At 39.2% G+C, this 16,289-nt stretch carries 17 protein-coding genes; 10 read left to right on the top strand and 7 right to left on the bottom strand.

Translation table 11 applies throughout. The features are described from left to right. Positions 1-6 precede the first annotated feature (6 nt). The 3 genes from cmr4 to C6N34_RS08650 are packed head-to-tail and all read left to right on the top strand — an operon-like array spanning position 7 to position 2,932. On the top strand, positions 7-852 hold the full coding sequence (gene cmr4, locus C6N34_RS08660) for a type III-B CRISPR module RAMP protein Cmr4 (protein ID WP_115538357.1): 846 nt from the start codon (positions 7-9) through the stop codon (positions 850-852). A 3-nt stretch (positions 853-855) separates the two neighbouring features. Further along, positions 856-1,284: a hypothetical protein gene (locus C6N34_RS08655; RefSeq protein WP_115538358.1), complete on the top strand. Its 429-nt coding sequence runs from the start codon at positions 856-858 to the stop codon at positions 1,282-1,284. Continuing rightward, positions 1,277-2,932 carry a hypothetical protein gene (locus tag C6N34_RS08650; RefSeq protein WP_115538359.1) on the top strand — a complete coding sequence of 552 codons (1,656 nt, stop codon included), beginning with the start codon at positions 1,277-1,279 and terminating at the stop codon, positions 2,930-2,932. The genes C6N34_RS08655 and C6N34_RS08650 overlap by 8 nt, the downstream gene beginning before the upstream one ends. Before the next feature lie 132 nt (positions 2,933-3,064). Here C6N34_RS08650 and phnE read toward each other — a convergent pair whose 3' ends face one another. The 3 genes from phnE to C6N34_RS08635 all read right to left on the bottom strand — a co-directional run bounded on the left by phnE (position 3,065) and on the right by C6N34_RS08635 (position 5,700). After that, positions 3,065-3,871: a phosphonate ABC transporter, permease protein PhnE gene (phnE, locus tag C6N34_RS08645; protein ID WP_065179931.1), complete on the bottom strand. Its 807-nt coding sequence runs from the start codon at positions 3,869-3,871 to the stop codon at positions 3,065-3,067. 3 nt (positions 3,872-3,874) lie between these two features. Beyond that, positions 3,875-4,606 (bottom strand): phosphonate ABC transporter ATP-binding protein, encoded by a 732-nt coding sequence (locus tag C6N34_RS08640; RefSeq protein ID WP_057176797.1) that lies wholly within the window; start codon positions 4,604-4,606, stop codon positions 3,875-3,877. Positions 4,607-4,719: 113 nt separating this feature from the next. Beyond that, entirely contained in the window at positions 4,720-5,700 is a 981-nt protein-coding gene (locus tag C6N34_RS08635) for a phosphate/phosphite/phosphonate ABC transporter substrate-binding protein (protein ID WP_115538361.1), read from the bottom strand. A 446-nt stretch (positions 5,701-6,146) separates the two neighbouring features. Here C6N34_RS08635 and C6N34_RS08630 point away from each other — a divergent pair, with 446 nt between their 5' ends. The 4 genes from C6N34_RS08630 to recJ all read left to right on the top strand — a co-directional run bounded on the left by C6N34_RS08630 (position 6,147) and on the right by recJ (position 12,135). After that, complete coding sequence (locus C6N34_RS08630) at positions 6,147-7,535, top strand: AAA family ATPase (RefSeq protein ID WP_115538362.1); 1,389 nt, start codon at positions 6,147-6,149, stop codon at positions 7,533-7,535. Between the two features lie 352 nt (positions 7,536-7,887). After that, entirely contained in the window at positions 7,888-8,592 is a 705-nt protein-coding gene (gene cysH, locus C6N34_RS08625) for a phosphoadenosine phosphosulfate reductase (protein ID WP_115538364.1), read from the top strand. Positions 8,593-8,665: 73 nt separating this feature from the next. Continuing rightward, positions 8,666-9,910, top strand: coding sequence for an exonuclease subunit SbcD (gene sbcD, locus C6N34_RS08620; protein WP_115538365.1), 1,245 nt, complete (start codon positions 8,666-8,668; stop codon positions 9,908-9,910). A gap of 401 nt (positions 9,911-10,311) precedes the next feature. Then, the gene (recJ, locus tag C6N34_RS08615; RefSeq protein ID WP_115538366.1) at positions 10,312-12,135 is read left to right on the top strand and encodes a single-stranded-DNA-specific exonuclease RecJ; all 1,824 of its coding nucleotides are present in this window, start codon (positions 10,312-10,314) and stop codon (positions 12,133-12,135) included. A gap of 76 nt (positions 12,136-12,211) precedes the next feature. Here recJ and psb30 read toward each other — a convergent pair whose 3' ends face one another. Beyond that, entirely contained in the window at positions 12,212-12,331 is a 120-nt protein-coding gene (gene psb30 / locus C6N34_RS08610) for a photosystem II reaction center protein Ycf12/Psb30 (protein ID WP_006277899.1), read from the bottom strand. A 132-nt stretch (positions 12,332-12,463) separates the two neighbouring features. On the opposite strand from psb30, the gene C6N34_RS08605 reads away from it, so the two are divergent. The 3 genes from C6N34_RS08605 (at position 12,464) to C6N34_RS08595 (ending at position 13,575) form a co-directional block, all read left to right on the top strand. Beyond that, a complete protein-coding gene (locus C6N34_RS08605) occupies positions 12,464-12,820 on the top strand; it encodes a YkgJ family cysteine cluster protein (RefSeq protein ID WP_006277898.1) in 357 nt (118 codons plus the stop codon). A gap of 69 nt (positions 12,821-12,889) precedes the next feature. Next, positions 12,890-13,264 (top strand): TMEM165/GDT1 family protein, encoded by a 375-nt coding sequence (locus C6N34_RS08600; protein WP_006277897.1) that lies wholly within the window; start codon positions 12,890-12,892, stop codon positions 13,262-13,264. A 20-nt stretch (positions 13,265-13,284) separates the two neighbouring features. Further along, positions 13,285-13,575, top strand: a complete 291-nt coding sequence (locus C6N34_RS08595; protein WP_057176806.1) for a TMEM165/GDT1 family protein — start codon at positions 13,285-13,287, stop codon at positions 13,573-13,575. A gap of 34 nt (positions 13,576-13,609) precedes the next feature. Here the strand turns inward: C6N34_RS08595 and C6N34_RS08590 are convergent, their stop codons facing one another. The 3 genes from C6N34_RS08590 to C6N34_RS08580 form a co-directional block, all read right to left on the bottom strand. Further along, positions 13,610-14,113, bottom strand: coding sequence for a hypothetical protein (locus C6N34_RS08590; protein ID WP_057176807.1), 504 nt, complete (start codon positions 14,111-14,113; stop codon positions 13,610-13,612). A 155-nt stretch (positions 14,114-14,268) separates the two neighbouring features. Then, a complete protein-coding gene (gene lptC / locus C6N34_RS08585) occupies positions 14,269-15,432 on the bottom strand; it encodes an LPS export ABC transporter periplasmic protein LptC (protein WP_181735955.1) in 1,164 nt (387 codons plus the stop codon). 108 nt (positions 15,433-15,540) lie between these two features. Next, the gene (locus tag C6N34_RS08580) at positions 15,541-16,170 is read right to left on the bottom strand and encodes a LabA-like NYN domain-containing protein (protein WP_040009398.1); all 630 of its coding nucleotides are present in this window, start codon (positions 16,168-16,170) and stop codon (positions 15,541-15,543) included. Positions 16,171-16,289: the final 119 nt, after the last annotated feature.

Genomic DNA, 16,289 nt, shown 5'->3' with positions numbered 1-16,289 from the left:
GAAAAAATGTACACCAAACAATATGGCATTATAGAAACACTAGCACCCGTTCATGTTGGTGCAACTGCAGGAGAAGAAAGTGGTAATTTGAACCTCATATTCCGTGACCAGTTCACCCAAACGGGGATTATTCCCGGTAGTTCCATTCGTGGAAGATTGCGGGCTGAAACTCGCATTTTAGAAGGAGAAGAAAGGGCAAATCACTGGTATGGTAACGGAGCAGATGACGATAAAAATAACGAATCTATTGTCAAATTTGAATATGCTTCTATTATTTGGATTCCCGTTTTTTGTCCAGGTCAACCCATAGTTTGGGTTACTTCTCCTCGCTTATTAAAACGTTACCAACGTATAGCTGGTGACACGGTAGAAATAAAAAAGAATGGTCAAAATAAACTTCTTCGGGAAATATCAGTTCCCACACCTTATACAGGTTCTACCATAATTAAGACAAAACAAGCTGCAGGAGGTAAAAGAACTATATTTTTTAACCTAGGATTCTTAGAAATTAACAACACTGAAGATCTATCAGCGTGGTTCCCTGAACTTGAACAAAAATCAGCAGTAGTGGTAGATGATGGGGATATTGGAATGATCCATGATATGGCATTATATCGCCAAAGTCGGGTGCGTTTGCAATCGGAACAAAAAGTAGTAGATAAGGGTGGATTTTTCAATACTGAAGCCTTACCTGAAGGCACAATTCTAGTATTTCCCATAGCTATTAGAAACAATATCCAGGGTGAACAAAAATGGCAGGCATTTGGCACTAGTAACACGGGAGATATTTATTTGGGTGGATTAGAGTCCATTGGTTTTGGTCATTGTCAATTAACAGTTAAAGGAGCGTAAATTATGACCTGGAAATCCTATAATTTAGATCAGAAAGCTCAAAAATTAGTTCTTATCTATCGAGATAAAAAAGGTGTGATTGGTCAATCCCATAAAATGCGTAGCACCGTAGCCTACGGTTTAGAAAGATTTTCCGGTGAACACCTACGACTGTTGAGTAAAAATAATAAAAATAATGATGATGACCAACAAAAAGGTAAGTATTGGCAGGCTACCTGGAAAGAATTCACACAGATTATGAAGAATGCGGGCGTACAATTACCAGAAATACCAACTAATAATGACACCGCACAACTACAAGACTATGCATCTAGATTATGGAACCTATCTATTGATGACCAACGTGTTTGTTTAGCCGTGTTAACACAATTTTGTGATAGCTTAGTGTGGTGGACTCAACGCTATAAAAAAGCAGGTGAAAATGATGATTAATGAATTACGTTTAATGAACAGTAATGAAGTCCCCTTAATGTTTCAAGCTCAAGTTGATGGAAGGGGACAGGTTCAGTATATTGCAGATCGGTCAAAGCCAGAAAGATGGGTTGACGAATGGGATGAAGCAGTAGCAAACCTACCTAAATTTGGGACTCATGTGAGAACCAAAGAATATGAGATTTCCTGGCGTTTTCTTGCCAATAGTGGACAAGATGATGATATTATTAGACCTGTAATTGGTGCCAATGGATTTCCCTATTATCCTGGTGCTAGTATGAAGGGGGCATTTTTAAGAAGTTGCACCCGTGAACAAGGTATAAGATATTGTGGAACTCAAACTACCCAGGATACCAAACCAGGTATATTGCGGTTTCATGGTGCATATCCAAAAGATGATAGTTGGCGTGAGCAACAATTAATTGACATAGTTCACCCTCAAGAAGAATGGCAAGTTAAAAATCATAATAGTCATTCTGCATTCCTACAAATTTCCCTATATCAACCAACCCTGGTTTTTGGTATTTCTAGCAATATTGAGTTAGATGATACTGAGTGGCAAACAATTTGGGAGATTTGGGATAAAGCCATACAAAAGGGTATTGGTTCTAGAGTCAGTGCGGGTTATGGTCAACCTGTTATTGCACCAGAACAAAACCAGAATAAATTATTAAGTGTTAAACTAAAGGGCAAAGGTTTAGCATCACAGTTAATAGACAAAAGTGGTGAATTTCGTCCCAATATATTTAAAGCTGCTCTCCGTGGTCATACCCTCAGATTATTAAGTGGAATGATCAATGAAAAAACCGCAGAACAATTAACCAAAGAACTGTGGGGAGGATTTGCAGGAAATAATGGAGCCATAGCAGGAGATTTAGGGATTAGTTTTAATCCAGAAAATTTAGTCATGGGTGAGTTTAGATATAATAATGTCACCATGCCCACCTACCATTTAAAAAGTGGTACCTTAACCATTGTTTGTATGAAAAATCCTTCTCCTGAATATAAAAAGCAGTTGAAAATGTTAGCAAAAGCTATTCTGCGATTTAGTATGTTGATTGGTGGATTTGGCAAATCCTCTCGTCGGATAGATCATAGAGAATTTTTACCCGAATATTTGGATAATCAAAATAAGCCTATGATTGGTTGTCACTGGGAATTCATCCCGGATTCAAAGGACTATTATTTCCCAGTTAATAATATTCTACATATCAAAAATGCCATTGATAAAGTTCGTCAAACTGTGGAAGAATGGTTAAGGTTTAAAGGAATAACACCTGAAAATGTGAGGTGTTTATGGAGAGAATCTTTTCACCCTCAAAATGTACAAATTTGGGGACGTATAGCTGAAGATAAGGATGATAGTTTAGCAGTGCATTGGTTCCATGGTAATTATCAAGGGAATCAATCAATCAAGGGTTCTACCTTGACTGGTCGTATGGGCAATATTGGCAGAATTTATCATCGAATGTATCCTCATTACAAGAAAACTGTAGATGGTAATATAGTTCGCCAAAAGGGGTACCAAAAGGGGTACATAGAATTACTCACTATTTTTCCTGGTGCTAATCCTCCTCTTCAAACTAGGCAATTTTTGGCTTTTTTAGGAACGCCTGCAAGTAATTTCCAACGATTATGGGGCGACTAATTAAGACTAATTAAATCGTCTTTTTAAGTAGGGAGGCACAATTATTTGTAGAATGGGTTAACTCATGCGGGCGTTGGGTTTCATACTTCAACCCAACCTACACTTAGGCGATCGCAGCAGAATATTCAATCATCAGATAGAATCCAGATAGCGACGTAACTTGCTACTAAAAACATCAATTACTGTCACCACAACTAACAATACTAACATCATAGTAGTCGCCTTATTATACTCAAAACCGTCTATATAACTCTTTAACTGAAACCCAATTCCACCTGCACCTACCACACCTAGCACAGAAGCAGCACGAATATTATACTCAAACATCCACAGAGTATAACCCAGTCCCAAAGGTAACACTTGAGGTAATATGCCATACTGAACCATTTGTAACTTTGACGCACCAATTACCCGTAAAGATTCCAATGAACGGGAATCCACAGCTTCAATGGCTTGTTGATAAAATTTCGCAAGATAGCCAATAGTGTAGATAGCTAGGGCCAAGGTTCCAGCAGGTGATCCCAAACCCGTAGCAGCAACAAAGATTAAACCTAAAATAATCGAAGGAACAGAACGAACAGCATTTTGCAGGAGATTGGCTAACCATTGCAACCACAAGGGTGCAATATTATTAGCACTAGCTACTGCAATTGGTAAGGAGAGCAGCGCGCCAATAGAAGTACCCCACAAAGACATTTGCACAGTTTCTATTAGTGCCCTAACAGCTATATCCAGAACCTTCCAATCGGGGGGAAATAACCTGACAATAAAATCTATGACGTAGGGCCAACTGTTTTTGACCAATTCAAAATCAACTTTTAACCCCTGCAATGCCCAAACATACACCCCCACAACCACTAAGAGAATAATTATATTCCTTAACCAAAAAACAAGCTGAGAGTAGTGATTAAATAGAGGGTGTTTAGGTGTTTTTGTCATAGTTTAAAAGTGTGAAACCTGAGCAACTTTCTCTGGTAAATTATAAGGTTTACCGTCATAAACAATGCGCCCAGCATCCAAAACTATAGCACGATCAGCATATTTTGCAGCCATGGCTAAATCATGTAGCACCATAATAATAGTTAATCCCTGCTCTCGATTTAGTTTCACCAGGGTTTCCATTACCTGTTGAGAAGCCATCATGTCTAAACCGGTAATTGGTTCATCCGCTAGCAGGATTTGCGGGAATTGAATTAGAGCCCTGGCAATAGCTACTCTTTGTTGCTGTCCACCACTGAGTTGACTGGTTTTTTGATAGATTTTACCTTTCAAACCCAGTTGTGCTAATAATTGTTGAGCTAAGAAGTGATCCTGACGAGGAAATCCAAATAAAGTTTGGGTGGTTTTTCTTTTGCCTAAACGACCACATAACACATTATCTAAAACTGATAACTGCCCAATTAATCCCCCACCTTGAAATAACATGCCAATATCTTGACGAATTTCTGGCAAGGTCTCGTTTGTCATCTGTCTATTGTTTATGTAAACAGAACCACCTACTACCGGAGCTAACCCTATGAGCGATCGCAAGAGGGTGGATTTACCAGCTCCGTTTAAACCCAAGAGAACTACAAATTCACCTTGGCTAATCTCCAAATCAATCCCATTGAGGATCGGACGATTTGAGGATGCAGTGTAACTTGTTTTTAGATTGTGACATTCAATTAGTTTCATGGTAGTAACCAAATTATTGTTAATTAAAAATATTCTAGCACTTCTAAACAGTTTTTGACAGTAAATAGCTTTATAGAAAACTACTTATAGAAGTTACATATCCATTTTTCGCCCTATGGTTCTATACCCAAATTTTTCAGAGCATCGCGCACGGGTTTCAAGTGACGATTATGATCAACTCTCACTAGCTCGGTGGAATTATACAAACCCTGCAACAATTGGTTATTTTCTGGTTTGTTTAACTTGAGAAAGGCGTTAATAATTTTTTCTCGCATGACTACTGGAACATCATCATCAACAACTATTCCATGAGCGGGAACACCGGATATTTTATACAGCACTCGCAATTTAGCAGCATCTGTGGTAGATATATAGGGGGGATACATGGCATACTCAGAAACTGTTGCTACATCTGCTTGACCACGTACCACTGCTTCCAGTGCTTTACTGTAATTACCTCCATAAGTAATTTGACCGAAGAAACCTTCCATCCGATCTTTGTCGGGGACAAATCCGTTCTTCACCAACTCACTAACTGGGAAAATAAACCCTGATCCAGAGGTGGGGGAGGTAAAGGCAATTTTTTTGCCTCTGAGCTGTTCCAGCGTCGCTTTAGTAGAAGCTTTAGGAGTTAGAGGACTGTTTTTGGCAACTACAAATATGGAATTATAAGTGTATCTACCGGAGTAGTTAGATCTCACCTCTGCTAGATATAAACGAGAATTTGCTAGTCCCTCCGCTTTTAAGGCTGGACGACTGCTTAAAAAAGCCACATCGGCTCTATTAGCTCTTAGGGCTTCTACAGCAGCAGTATCATCGCTAATTTGTGCCTTTACGGGTATTCCTAACTCCCGGGACAAGAAGTTAGCTACTTTCCCCACTTGTTCTTGCAGGTTAGGAGCATCCTTTCGACTAGGAAAGACTATGGTCAAATTTTTGAGATTTTTTGTAAGTAACAGTGGTGCTACTGGGGGAGGATTGGAGTTAGCCACCGTGGGTTGGGTTTTGACTACATTGCTGACAAATAAACTTGTCAGTGTTGCCAATGTACCGGCAATCAAGAACTTTCTTTTCAGGAATTGGTTAAGGTTCATTAGTAATAATTCTCAGTATTTTTGCGAATTAGTTTCAACTAATCCCAAAAGTTAATGTAGAACTTTTGAGAATAAAAGTCAATAGGCTGGGGTAGAAAATTTTGGGATTCAAAATATAGGTAAAGTATTAGTATTTATTATACTAAGATTAAATACTAGCTAACACAAACTGTTGCTACTCATTCCTATCTATATTTTTATAACTCAAGTCATAATTTTTAGGGCTATTTCAAAGTGTATATTTGTTTAATCTCATCCTATAACTAAGCTCTACCTAAACATATCCTCCCAAGACAAGATGAGTTGACGGAGTTGACATATAACTTGATATCTGTTACATTAAGATAGGTGTATGTTATCTCTCTTAAAAAATCAACTACTCGTACCTATTTGCAAGGTGGTTCTGGCCAAGGCTATATATTTAAATCAGCTAAATGTAAAAGCGAATGAAAATTTCCATAAAGAATCTCGGACCTATCAAGCAGGCAGAGTTTACACTTAACGAACTAACTATTATATGTGGTGGGAACAATACCGGTAAAACCTATGCCACCTATGCATTGTTTGGCTTTATCTCATTTTGGCGTGATGCTTTCTCCATAGATATTTCCGACGGAGATGTGTGGCAATTGTTAAATGAAGGTTTAATTGAGTTAAATATTGAAGAATACATCCGCAATGCACCAAATATCCTTGAGAAAGGTTGTAAGGCATTTACACAACAATTACCTCACTTCTTCGCTTCCTCCGAAAAACATTTTGCCGGGAGTCAGTTTTTGGTAAACCTGGATTCTAGTGATATACACCCTCTTTCAACCTTCGAACGGACTATGGGTGCAGCTAAAACCCAGCTATTCTTCATATCGAAAAAAGCCGACTCTTCCCTAGTTTCAATTTCTTTGCTCGTTGAGAAAGAGCAGGTAAGGATACCTCAAGAAATAATTAGTCGAATTATCGGAGATGCTCTAAAAGACATTATTTTTGGGGACCTTTTCCCCCGTCTTTTTATTGCCAGCGCCGAACGAACTGGTGTGGCAATATTCAGAAGAGAGCTTAATTTTGCCCGAAACCGTCTCCTGGAGGAAATGAGCTCAATGGAAAAGGAAATAAATCCACTTGAATTACTTTCCAAAGTATATGCGGATTATGCCCTACCCATTAAGTCAAACGTTGATTTCACAAGACAGTTAGAAGAGCTTTCAAAAAAAGATAGCTTCATAGCAAAGAATCATCCAGAGATTACAAATGACTTCTCAGACATTATTGGTGGTGAGTATCTTGTCACGAAGAATGATGAATTATACTATAGCCCTAAAGGAAAACGCGTAAAATTGACCATGGATGAAAGTTCAAGCGCTGTTCGTTCACTACTGGATATAGGATTTTATCTGCGACATGTTGCTGCTCCTGGCGACTTACTCATGGTTGATGAACCTGAGCTTAATTTGCACCCGGAGAACCAGAGACGCGTAGCTCGTTTGTTTTCGAGGTTGGTAAATGTTGGAGTAAAAGTATTTATAACTACTCACAGTGATTATATTATTAAAGAGCTTAACACTCTCATTATGTTAAATCAGGGAGGAAAAAGGCTAAGTGAAATAGCAGAGCGTGAAGGATACCGCAAAGAAGAGTTGCTCAAAGCTGATAAGGTTAGCGTTTTTATTGCAAAAGAGGAATTGATTAAGCTAGACAGCTTAAAGAAAAAGACTTATTGCCAAACACTAGTTCCTGCTCCCATAGATGCCAAAATGGGAATTGAAGCTTCTAGCTTCGATAAAACAATTGAAGAGATGAATCGCATTCAGGAAGAAATTGTTTGGGGGGATGATGAGTAGGGACATGGAAATTCTTGCCGAACTAATTAAGAAAACCGCACAGGTTGAGCTTAAAGAGGAGAACGGGAAGTTATATGCTATACTCGATGAACCTCAATCCCCGGATTCCATGGTAAAGATACGTGACTTACCTTTGGATGCTCTGGTGATAAAAGTGGATCAGTTTCGGTCTCCCGAGGATATCTTTAATGGGACCAAAGGGGAGTGCAGACGCGCGGACTACGTAGTTGGCAGTGGAATTAATCGCGCTTGATAAATGGATGGAAAGAGTTTTCCAGCAACTTTTAAGTCAGGTGGGTCAATTTTCCGGTAAAATACTTTGAGATATTTAAACGTTGACAAGAGAACTACCATGACAGTTGCAACAGCTTTTGACTTAGAAAGTTTAAATGAACAATTTGAAACCGCCACTCCCACGGAAATCTTGGCATGGTCGGTGGAAAACGTACCTACGGGTTTAGTCCAAACCAGTGCTTTCAATGTTGATGACTTGATTATTACCCATATTCTTTATGAAGTACTGGATCACCCAACACCAGTGATTTTCCTTGATACCCTTCATCACTTTGAACAAACTTTAGACTTGGTTGCTAAAGCTAAAACAGTTTATGGCTTAGACTTAAAGACCTATAAAGTACCCAATGTCTATAGTCGTGAGGAATTTGCCGCTAAGTATGGAGAGGCGTTGTGGGATACTGATATTAGTAAATTTCATCAAATTACTAAAATTGAACCTTTGCAGCGTGGATTGGATGAATTAAATACAGTAGCTTGGATTACTGGTCGTCGTCGGGATCAGGCGGTTACCCGTGCGAATATGCCCGTGTTTGAGTTGGATAATCAAGGGCGCTTAAAAATTAATCCCTTGGCTACCTGGACAAGAAAAGAAAGCTGGGAGTATGTAGCTGAATACAAGGTAATTTATAATCCCCTACATGATCAAGGATACCCAAGTATTGGTGATGAACCCATTACTACCAGGGTAGGTGATGGAGAAGATGAAAGAGCTGGACGTTGGCGCGGTACTGGGAAGACTGAGTGTGGTATTCACATTTAAGATTTAAATCTAGATATAAATCCCACACTGTGAGTGTGGGAGCGTATCATGAAAAAAAGATTGCCGTAAATCCATGATCAAAGTTCTACACCTTTCAGATATTCATATAGGAAGCGGTTTTTCCCACGGACGTATTAACCCCAACACTGGATTAAACTCCCGCTTGGAGGATTTTGTTAATACCCTATCTTTATGTATTGATCGGGCCCTGTCTGAACCAGTAGATATGGTTATATTTGGTGGTGATGCCTTTCCGGATGCTACCCCTCCACCTTACGTACAAGAAGCATTTGCCAGTCAGTTTCGTAGGTTGGTTGATGCCCATATTCCAACGGTTTTATTAGTTGGCAATCATGATTTACATTCCCAGGGTATAGGAGGAGCAAGTCTTAATATTTACCGAACTTTGGGAGTACCCGGTTTTGTGGTGGGTGATAGTTTGACTACCCATCATATTCAAACCCCCAATGGTAAGGTACAAGTAATTACTCTACCTTGGTTGACTAGGTCTATGTTAATGACCCGCAAGGAAACTACGGGAATGTCTATGGCTGAGGTTAATCAACTTTTGATTGAAAAATTACAAGTGGTTTTAGAAGGAGAGGTGAGAAATTTAGACCCAAATCTGCCCACCATACTTTTAGCCCATTTGATGGCTGATAATGCTATGTTGGGTGCGGAACGTTTATTAGCTGTAGGTAAGGGTTTTACTCTGCCAGCTTCTTTACTTATTAGACCATGTTTTGATTATGTGGCATTAGGTCATGTCCACTGCCATCAAAATCTGAATAAATCCAACGACCCACCTGTGGTTTATCCTGGTAGTATTGAGCGAGTGGATTTTAGTGAAGAAAAAGAACAAAAGGGTTATGTCATGGTAGAGTTGGAAAAAGGTAAGGCCAATTGGCAGTTTTGCCCACTACCTGCTCGCATTTTCCGCACCATCGAGGTGGATTTATCCCCCAGAGACAATCCTCAACAAACATTATTGCAGGCGATCGCCAAACATGACCTAACAGGGAATGTAGTCAGACTAGTTTATAAACTGCGTTCGGAACAATTAGATGTAATAGAAAACGCTGTTATTCATAAGGCGCTGGGGGATGCACATCATTATACGATTCACCCAGAACTAGTGAGTCAATTAGCCAGACCGCGAATTCCCGAATTAAATGCTAGTAGTAGTATTGATCCCATAGAGGCATTAAGAACCTACTTAAACAATCGTGAAGATTTAAAAGATATTGCCACATATATGTTAGAAGCAGCACAAGAGTTATTAGGAGATGATGAGACTATGATTTTGGTAGACAGATAGTGACATATTGTTTTTTGGTAGTACCCATAAAAAAGAGAGTGGGAGGAGGCATTACCAAGCGCCATTCACTCCCACTCTCTTATTTGCTGCTGAAGCGTTTAGGGAATATCACTGACAAACCTAATCGTTAATTAGGGGGGTAATTTGTAATCGATTAGGTTTGTATTCATTGATCATTCCTATTGCAGCAAATGGTCATTTTGTTCACTCGTTTAACAAACTGTAAGAGACTAACTCTTGTTTGTCTAGTTCAATGTAACTCCCTTCTAGAGTCTCTGGTTGCCAAGTTGGCACTTACTTGAGATTTTATCAAAAAATTGTGTTTGCTGCTAACATTATAGATTATTATTTATACATCTACTGGATTTGAAATTTCATATTTTTGCTGATTATAACCAACCATGACTCCACAGAAAAATAATATAAAATTACCATATCAACGCTGGCACATAGCAAAGCAAAATGAAGAATTAGCTGAAAAGTTAGCAAGTGTCAATAATGTTTCTCCTATTATAGGTCAGTTGTTAATTAATAGAGGTATGGAAACACCAGAAATAGCTACTAGATTTATCAATCCTGAATGTATAAATTTACCCTCTCCCTTGGACGAGTTCCCCGATTTAGTTCCCAGTGTGGAATTATTGGCAAGTGCTATTAGGAACCATGAGAAAATTGCTATCTGCGGCGATTATGATGCTGATGGCATGACTAGTACAGCCTTGCTGTTACGTAGTCTTGGATCTTTAGGTGCAAACATTGACTATGCTATTCCCAGTAGAATGCACGAGGGGTATGGAATTAATAAACGAATTGTGGAAGAATTTCACAGTGAAGGGGTCAGTTTAATTCTAACCGTAGATAATGGTATTGCTGCTCTTGAACCTATTGCAAGAGCAAAAGAGTTGGGTTTGAAAGTGATTATTACGGATCACCATGATTTACCTCCCCAATTACCAGTTGCTGATGCAATTCTTAACCCCAAATTAATATCTCTATCTTCCCCTTATAGAGGTCTTGCTGGTGTGGGTGTAGCCTATGTTTTAGCTGTATGTTTAGCTCAACATTTGCAAAAAATCACAGGTCTGGTTCAACCTATGTTGGATTTATTTACCTTGGGAACTATTGCTGACCTAGCTCCTTTAACCGGTGTTAATCGTCGTTGGATAAAACGGGGCTTAAAATCATTATATAAGTCCAATTTACCGGGTGTTCAGGCTTTAATTCAAGTCTCTGGTGTACAACCAAGTATGGGAGAAAATCAGCAAGTATCTAAGGCACAAAATTCTAAGTCTTTAAAACCAGAAGATATTGGATTTCGTCTAGGACCAAGAATCAATGCTGTGGGTAGAATTGGCAATCCTCAAATTGTGATCGAATTACTAACTACTGATGATATGGGAATTGCTTTAGAACGAGCAATGCAATGTGAGCAAATAAATGCTGAACGTCAAAAAATCTGTGAGGAAATCCAAGGAGAGGCAATATTGTTGGTTGAAGATTTATATGCACAAAATTTGCATCAAGACCGAGTTCTGGTCGTAGTCAAAGATAATTGGCATCATGGTGTAATTGGCATTGTCGCTTCTCGTCTGGTAGAACGTTATGGAGTTCCTGTCTTTATCGGTACTTACGAAAATAATCACCTGGTTCGTGGTTCCGCAAGGGGAATACCTGAATTTAATGTGTTTGATGCTTTGGAGTTTAGCAGCGATTTACTATATAAATATGGTGGACATAAAGCTGCTGCTGGATTTTCTTTACCCGCAGCTAATCTAGAAAATTTTCGATTGCGTTTATCAGAGTTTGCTAATCAATGTCTGGAAGTTCAACATCTCAAACCACTATTAAGAATAGATGGTCAAATCAACTTTTGTCAGATCAATCGGGATTTATTCCAACAGTTGAATATTCTTCATCCCTGTGGAATTGAAAACCCTGACCCTATCTTTTGGACTCCCCAAGTACGAGTGGTAGAACAGCAAATGATTGGTAAGGGTAGTATTAAGTTAACTTTGGCTCAAATCATAGATAATACAAGATATGAAATTAAAGCTTTGGCTTGGCGATGGGGTGATTATTTCCCTTTACCCTTCACTATTGATATTGCTTACAAGTTACGGGAAAATAACTTTAATGGTGCGAATGATATTGAGTTGGAGTTAGTCGGTGTTAGGTTACCTCAACAGTATCATCAAAGCTGCAATTACAGCTTTGACGGAAACTAGTTGACTCAGTTTGGGCTTAATTTTGTAGTATTTTGGCAAAGTATGGCTTGCTCACACCCACTTCCCATTTCACCAATTAAAGATCCCCGTTACGAAAAGCGAGTACAAAAATTACAGCGGGTCCAGCAAGGACAATTAATGCTACACAGGTCAATTGAAACGCGACTTCCCAGTTGATATTAGCTAGAGCTTCCATTTTTCCTCCCAAGGGTTTTAAAAAATTAAATAATTCAAATTGCTAAATGGCAATTTTTCCTACTATATCAATATACCAAAAAACAGGATCAGTTCATGTCTCTTTTTGTTTCATCTATTATGGAGGTAATTTATGGCTACTTGGCAATGTGTTAAGCAGTGTGGTGCTTGCTGTCATCTGGATCCTAGCGATCGCCCCTATTTATCCGATTATCTCTCACCTACAGAACTCTCACTCTATCTCCGTTTGGTAGGTGAGGACGGTTGGTGTGTTAATTTTGATCATCAAACACGAGAATGTACTATTTATAGGGATCGTCCTTCATTTTGTCGGGTAGAGTCTAAAACCTTTGAAAAGATGTATGGTATCAAACCAGAGGAGTTAAATGACTTCGCTATTGACTGTTGTCATCAACAGATAGATTCTGTATATGGCGATCGCAGTTTAGAAATGATTCGATTTAATCAGACCCTGGGTTTTGAGTTGTGAAGTAGGGACAAAGGATCTTTTTTTAAAAACTTGTCATTGGTCATTACATTATGAGATAATGATAAAAATATGAAAAACTCCGTTAGCACCGTGAAACTTGATACTTTGGATTTAACCATTACTGCACCTGCTGACCAATCACCACCCAAGACAAAAAAGTCTGACTCGGTTTGGGTAGTATTTGGGACAACCTTTATTACCATTTTTTTGGCGGAAATTGGTGATAAGACTCAATTATCAACATTATTAATGAGTGCCCAGTCCCATGCGCCTTGGTTGGTATTCCTGGGAGCAGGAGCTGCTTTGGTCACCACTAGTTTACTGGGTGTACTGCTTGGTGGTTTTATTGCTAGTAGACTTAGTCCTAAAACGGTAGAAAAATCAGCAGGACTGGTATTATTGTTAGTTTCTTCGATGTTATTTTGGGATGTGATTCACGGTTAAGTTATTAAATAGATATAGATATGGATTGGAATCTTCTGGGAATTAGCTTTATTACCGTGTTTCTTTCCGAACTGGGTGATAAGAGTCAACTAGCTGCGATCGCATTGTCTGGTCAAGGAAAATCTAGAAAGGCTATATTTTTTGGCACCGCAGCTGCGCTGGTGTTCACTAGTTTGCTGGGTGTGTTAGCTGGGGGAGCGGTGGCACAATTATTGCCCACCAGAATTTTAAAGACAATTGCAGCTATTGGTTTTGCTGTTTTGGCTATTCGTCTTTTACTACCTGAGAATGAAGACGATCGCGCTTCCTAAAAGCGATCGCCTTATATGGTCAAACCTAGTCAAACTAGATTGCCATGATTTCTCTATCATTCCAACAGCGATTAAATAGCCAACCAGCTCCTACTAACTTAATAACTTCTAGGATAAAATAACCACCATGTAGTAAATTCATGGTTTCTGGCACTGTACCAGGTGTAACCATCAAACTCAAATTACTACCCAGAGCGGACATTTGGGGGGTGAGCAGATAGGTATCTAACAGGGCCACCATGAGCAATAAAACCGACCAACATATAGAACTCAAGTTCCATTTTGACTTGGCTTTACCCATAGCCAATATGGCGGTCAATACTACCGCAGCAGCTACTAACTCCACACGGTTAAAATTCCAAAAAATGCTGTAGCCAGCCATGGTAAAATTTGCTTCTTTCATCATACCAGTAATGTAAAGACTGGGCATGATTAACCCATCTAATACCATGGTAGCGCTGAGCCAAAAACCCAGGGTAAAGATTACGGTTGTTTGCCAACCGGATCTCTTAAATTGAAGGTTAGAAATATTGTTCATAAAACTATGATTGCTGTAATTCTTTTAATTACGTTGTTTGGGAACACGATTAGAATCAGGTTGGGAAAATTGCTGACTACCTAAAGTGCCATACTATTTAGTTTCTATCCAAAAATCGAATTTGACAACGAATATGAACCAAATGTTACAAATCGTTATCTTTCTCCCAGGGATGGGGTAAGAACCTGCTGAGGAATAACTTCTGTCACCACCCGACCAGAACTACCACCCTTAACGGTAATATTTTCCGTTGCCAAATTGCCAATTGCAGTTGACCCTTGGAAAGTCAGAGGTGGTTCCATCTGACGATAAATCACCTTTCCTTGAGCTTCCACTAATTTTCGCTCTAAATACCAAGTGAGTCGCTCTGATTTTAAAAACTGATTACGTTGCCCAATTGCCTGAACATCACCCGTTAAATAAACCGTTTTCTTTAGCAATTTCATTTCCGCTGCATTGCCAGATACTGTTATATTCTCCCCTTGATGAATTACCTTTACGGGAACATTACTTTTGACAATTTCTTGATTAATATCCCAGGCGATCGCATTGCTATTAATTTGCATTGGTGGGTTAATTAACTGGAGTTTGGCTTCCGGTCCTAGGGTGGTAATTTTCGTGTTCAAATTAACCTCTATACCCTTTCCTTGAGCGCGATCAGTAAATTGATTGTTTTGATAACGTTGAATTTCCACAGGGCGATCGCCCACCAACTTTTCTGATTGAACTTGCCAAAGTAAGCGTTCAGTTTTGATTTGTAATTTAGGGTCATTAGAAACGGCAAACACCTGGCCTGTAAACTCCACCTGTTGTTGACGAGTTTTAACTCTAGCTTCCTGGGCGGTAGCTTTCAATTGACGATGATGACCATGAAACTGATTACGGACTATTAATAAATCTTCCTGGGGTCGCCATTCCAATTCATTCCCTTCCAATACTACTCCATTACGAGGATCTGTAGCCACAATCTTACCCTTGAGCACAAGTTGTTTACCATCTTGCTGAATATCCGCCGTTTCTGCTTTAATTGTATAAACTACTTTACCATCTTGATATAGTTCACCCTGGGGATTTTTGGCTTGACCAATTTCCTTTTCTTTGGTATACTTAGCCTGACGAGCTTGCACCTTCCAAAATGGTTTACCATCTTGGTCAAATTGCTCCAGACTAACACCAAAAAAAGTCAACTGACTATCACTCCTCAACTTATCAGAATCAGAACTATTCTCCACTGGAGAAATAGTAGATGAACCCGAGCAACCAAATAATCCCGTTAACAATAATAAAATCACTGACCAATAACTAAAATTTTTAGGCATATTTAACATATAAAATCACATAAAACTGTAGCGGGAGGAATTGGATTTACTTCCCCTCTAGAAGTTGCGTATTAACGCTCCCATAATTCCCGCTTAGTTGTTTTTGCATTATTCTGGAATCTGTAAATGTCCTTCACTATCTTGATGGTCGTCCAAGAATCCCATACTGGATAATGGCCTGTAGGGATAACCCTGACGAGGTGTCTTTTGGATATCCTCCCTAATCGCTTCCAAATCAATATAGCGATCGCTCACATTAATTAAGCTGTCACTGGTCATGGAGCGTAGACTAACAACTTCCACCCTAACGCCACGATAACTGACCGAGTTAACAGCATAGGCCAAGTCGCCATCACCGCTGACCAAAACTGCGGTGTCATAGGAGTCCACTAAAGCCATCATATCCACAGCTATTTCCACATCTAGGTTAGCTTTTTTGGAACCGTCTGGCAATTGTACCAAATCCTTAGCTATGACTCGATAACCATTGCGACGCATCCACAACAAAAATCCCTGTTGCTTCTCATTAGTCCGGTCTACACCAGTATAGAAAAAAGCCCGTAATAGCCTTGATCCACCAGTCAACCGACATAATAGTTTAGTGTAATCAATTTCGATACCTAATTGCAAAGCTGCATAAAATAAATTTGAGCCATCAATAAATATTGCCACTCGACCCCGATTTTCCAAAACCTGTTCTGGCGTAAAAATCGAGTCATTTTCTAAATTATTCAACATCATTGTTAGACCTCGGTTGTTATCCATGTCGTCTGCGATAGAAATCATTAAATTTACGCCCTTATTAGATTGGGTTAATTGACTCAAAAAAAATGTCAGTTTTATTGCACCTCCCCACG

Origin of the sequence: Cylindrospermopsis raciborskii Cr2010, assembly GCF_003367075.2 — a bacterium.
Lineage (GTDB): Bacteria > Cyanobacteriota > Cyanobacteriia > Cyanobacteriales > Nostocaceae > Raphidiopsis > Raphidiopsis raciborskii.
Note: the sequence above shows the minus strand (reverse complement) of the source record. Positions and strands in the feature narration are given on the sequence as shown.

Coding starts and splice junctions, on each gene's coding strand:
- C6N34_RS08595 (WP_057176806.1), top strand. CDS start 13,285: ATGGATTGGAATCTTCTGGGAATTAGCTTTATTACCGTGTTTCTTTCC.
- phnE (WP_065179931.1), bottom strand. CDS start 3,871: ATGACAAAAACACCTAAACACCCTCTATTTAATCACTACTCTCAGCTT.
- C6N34_RS08640 (WP_057176797.1), bottom strand. CDS start 4,606: ATGAAACTAATTGAATGTCACAATCTAAAAACAAGTTACACTGCATCC.
- sbcD (WP_115538365.1), top strand. CDS start 8,666: ATGATCAAAGTTCTACACCTTTCAGATATTCATATAGGAAGCGGTTTT.
- C6N34_RS08635 (WP_115538361.1), bottom strand. CDS start 5,700: ATGAACCTTAACCAATTCCTGAAAAGAAAGTTCTTGATTGCCGGTACA.
- cysH (WP_115538364.1), top strand. CDS start 7,888: ATGACAGTTGCAACAGCTTTTGACTTAGAAAGTTTAAATGAACAATTT.
- C6N34_RS08605 (WP_006277898.1), top strand. CDS start 12,464: ATGGCTACTTGGCAATGTGTTAAGCAGTGTGGTGCTTGCTGTCATCTG.
- C6N34_RS08650 (WP_115538359.1), top strand. CDS start 1,277: ATGATTAATGAATTACGTTTAATGAACAGTAATGAAGTCCCCTTAATG.
- C6N34_RS08600 (WP_006277897.1), top strand. CDS start 12,890: ATGAAAAACTCCGTTAGCACCGTGAAACTTGATACTTTGGATTTAACC.
- recJ (WP_115538366.1), top strand. CDS start 10,312: ATGACTCCACAGAAAAATAATATAAAATTACCATATCAACGCTGGCAC.
- psb30 (WP_006277899.1), bottom strand. CDS start 12,331: ATGGAAGCTCTAGCTAATATCAACTGGGAAGTCGCGTTTCAATTGACC.
- C6N34_RS08655 (WP_115538358.1), top strand. CDS start 856: ATGACCTGGAAATCCTATAATTTAGATCAGAAAGCTCAAAAATTAGTT.
- C6N34_RS08630 (WP_115538362.1), top strand. CDS start 6,147: ATGAAAATTTCCATAAAGAATCTCGGACCTATCAAGCAGGCAGAGTTT.
- lptC (WP_181735955.1), bottom strand. CDS start 15,432: ATGCCTAAAAATTTTAGTTATTGGTCAGTGATTTTATTATTGTTAACG.
- C6N34_RS08590 (WP_057176807.1), bottom strand. CDS start 14,113: ATGAACAATATTTCTAACCTTCAATTTAAGAGATCCGGTTGGCAAACA.
- C6N34_RS08580 (WP_040009398.1), bottom strand. CDS start 16,170: ATGTTGAATAATTTAGAAAATGACTCGATTTTTACGCCAGAACAGGTT.
- cmr4 (WP_115538357.1), top strand. CDS start 7: ATGTACACCAAACAATATGGCATTATAGAAACACTAGCACCCGTTCAT.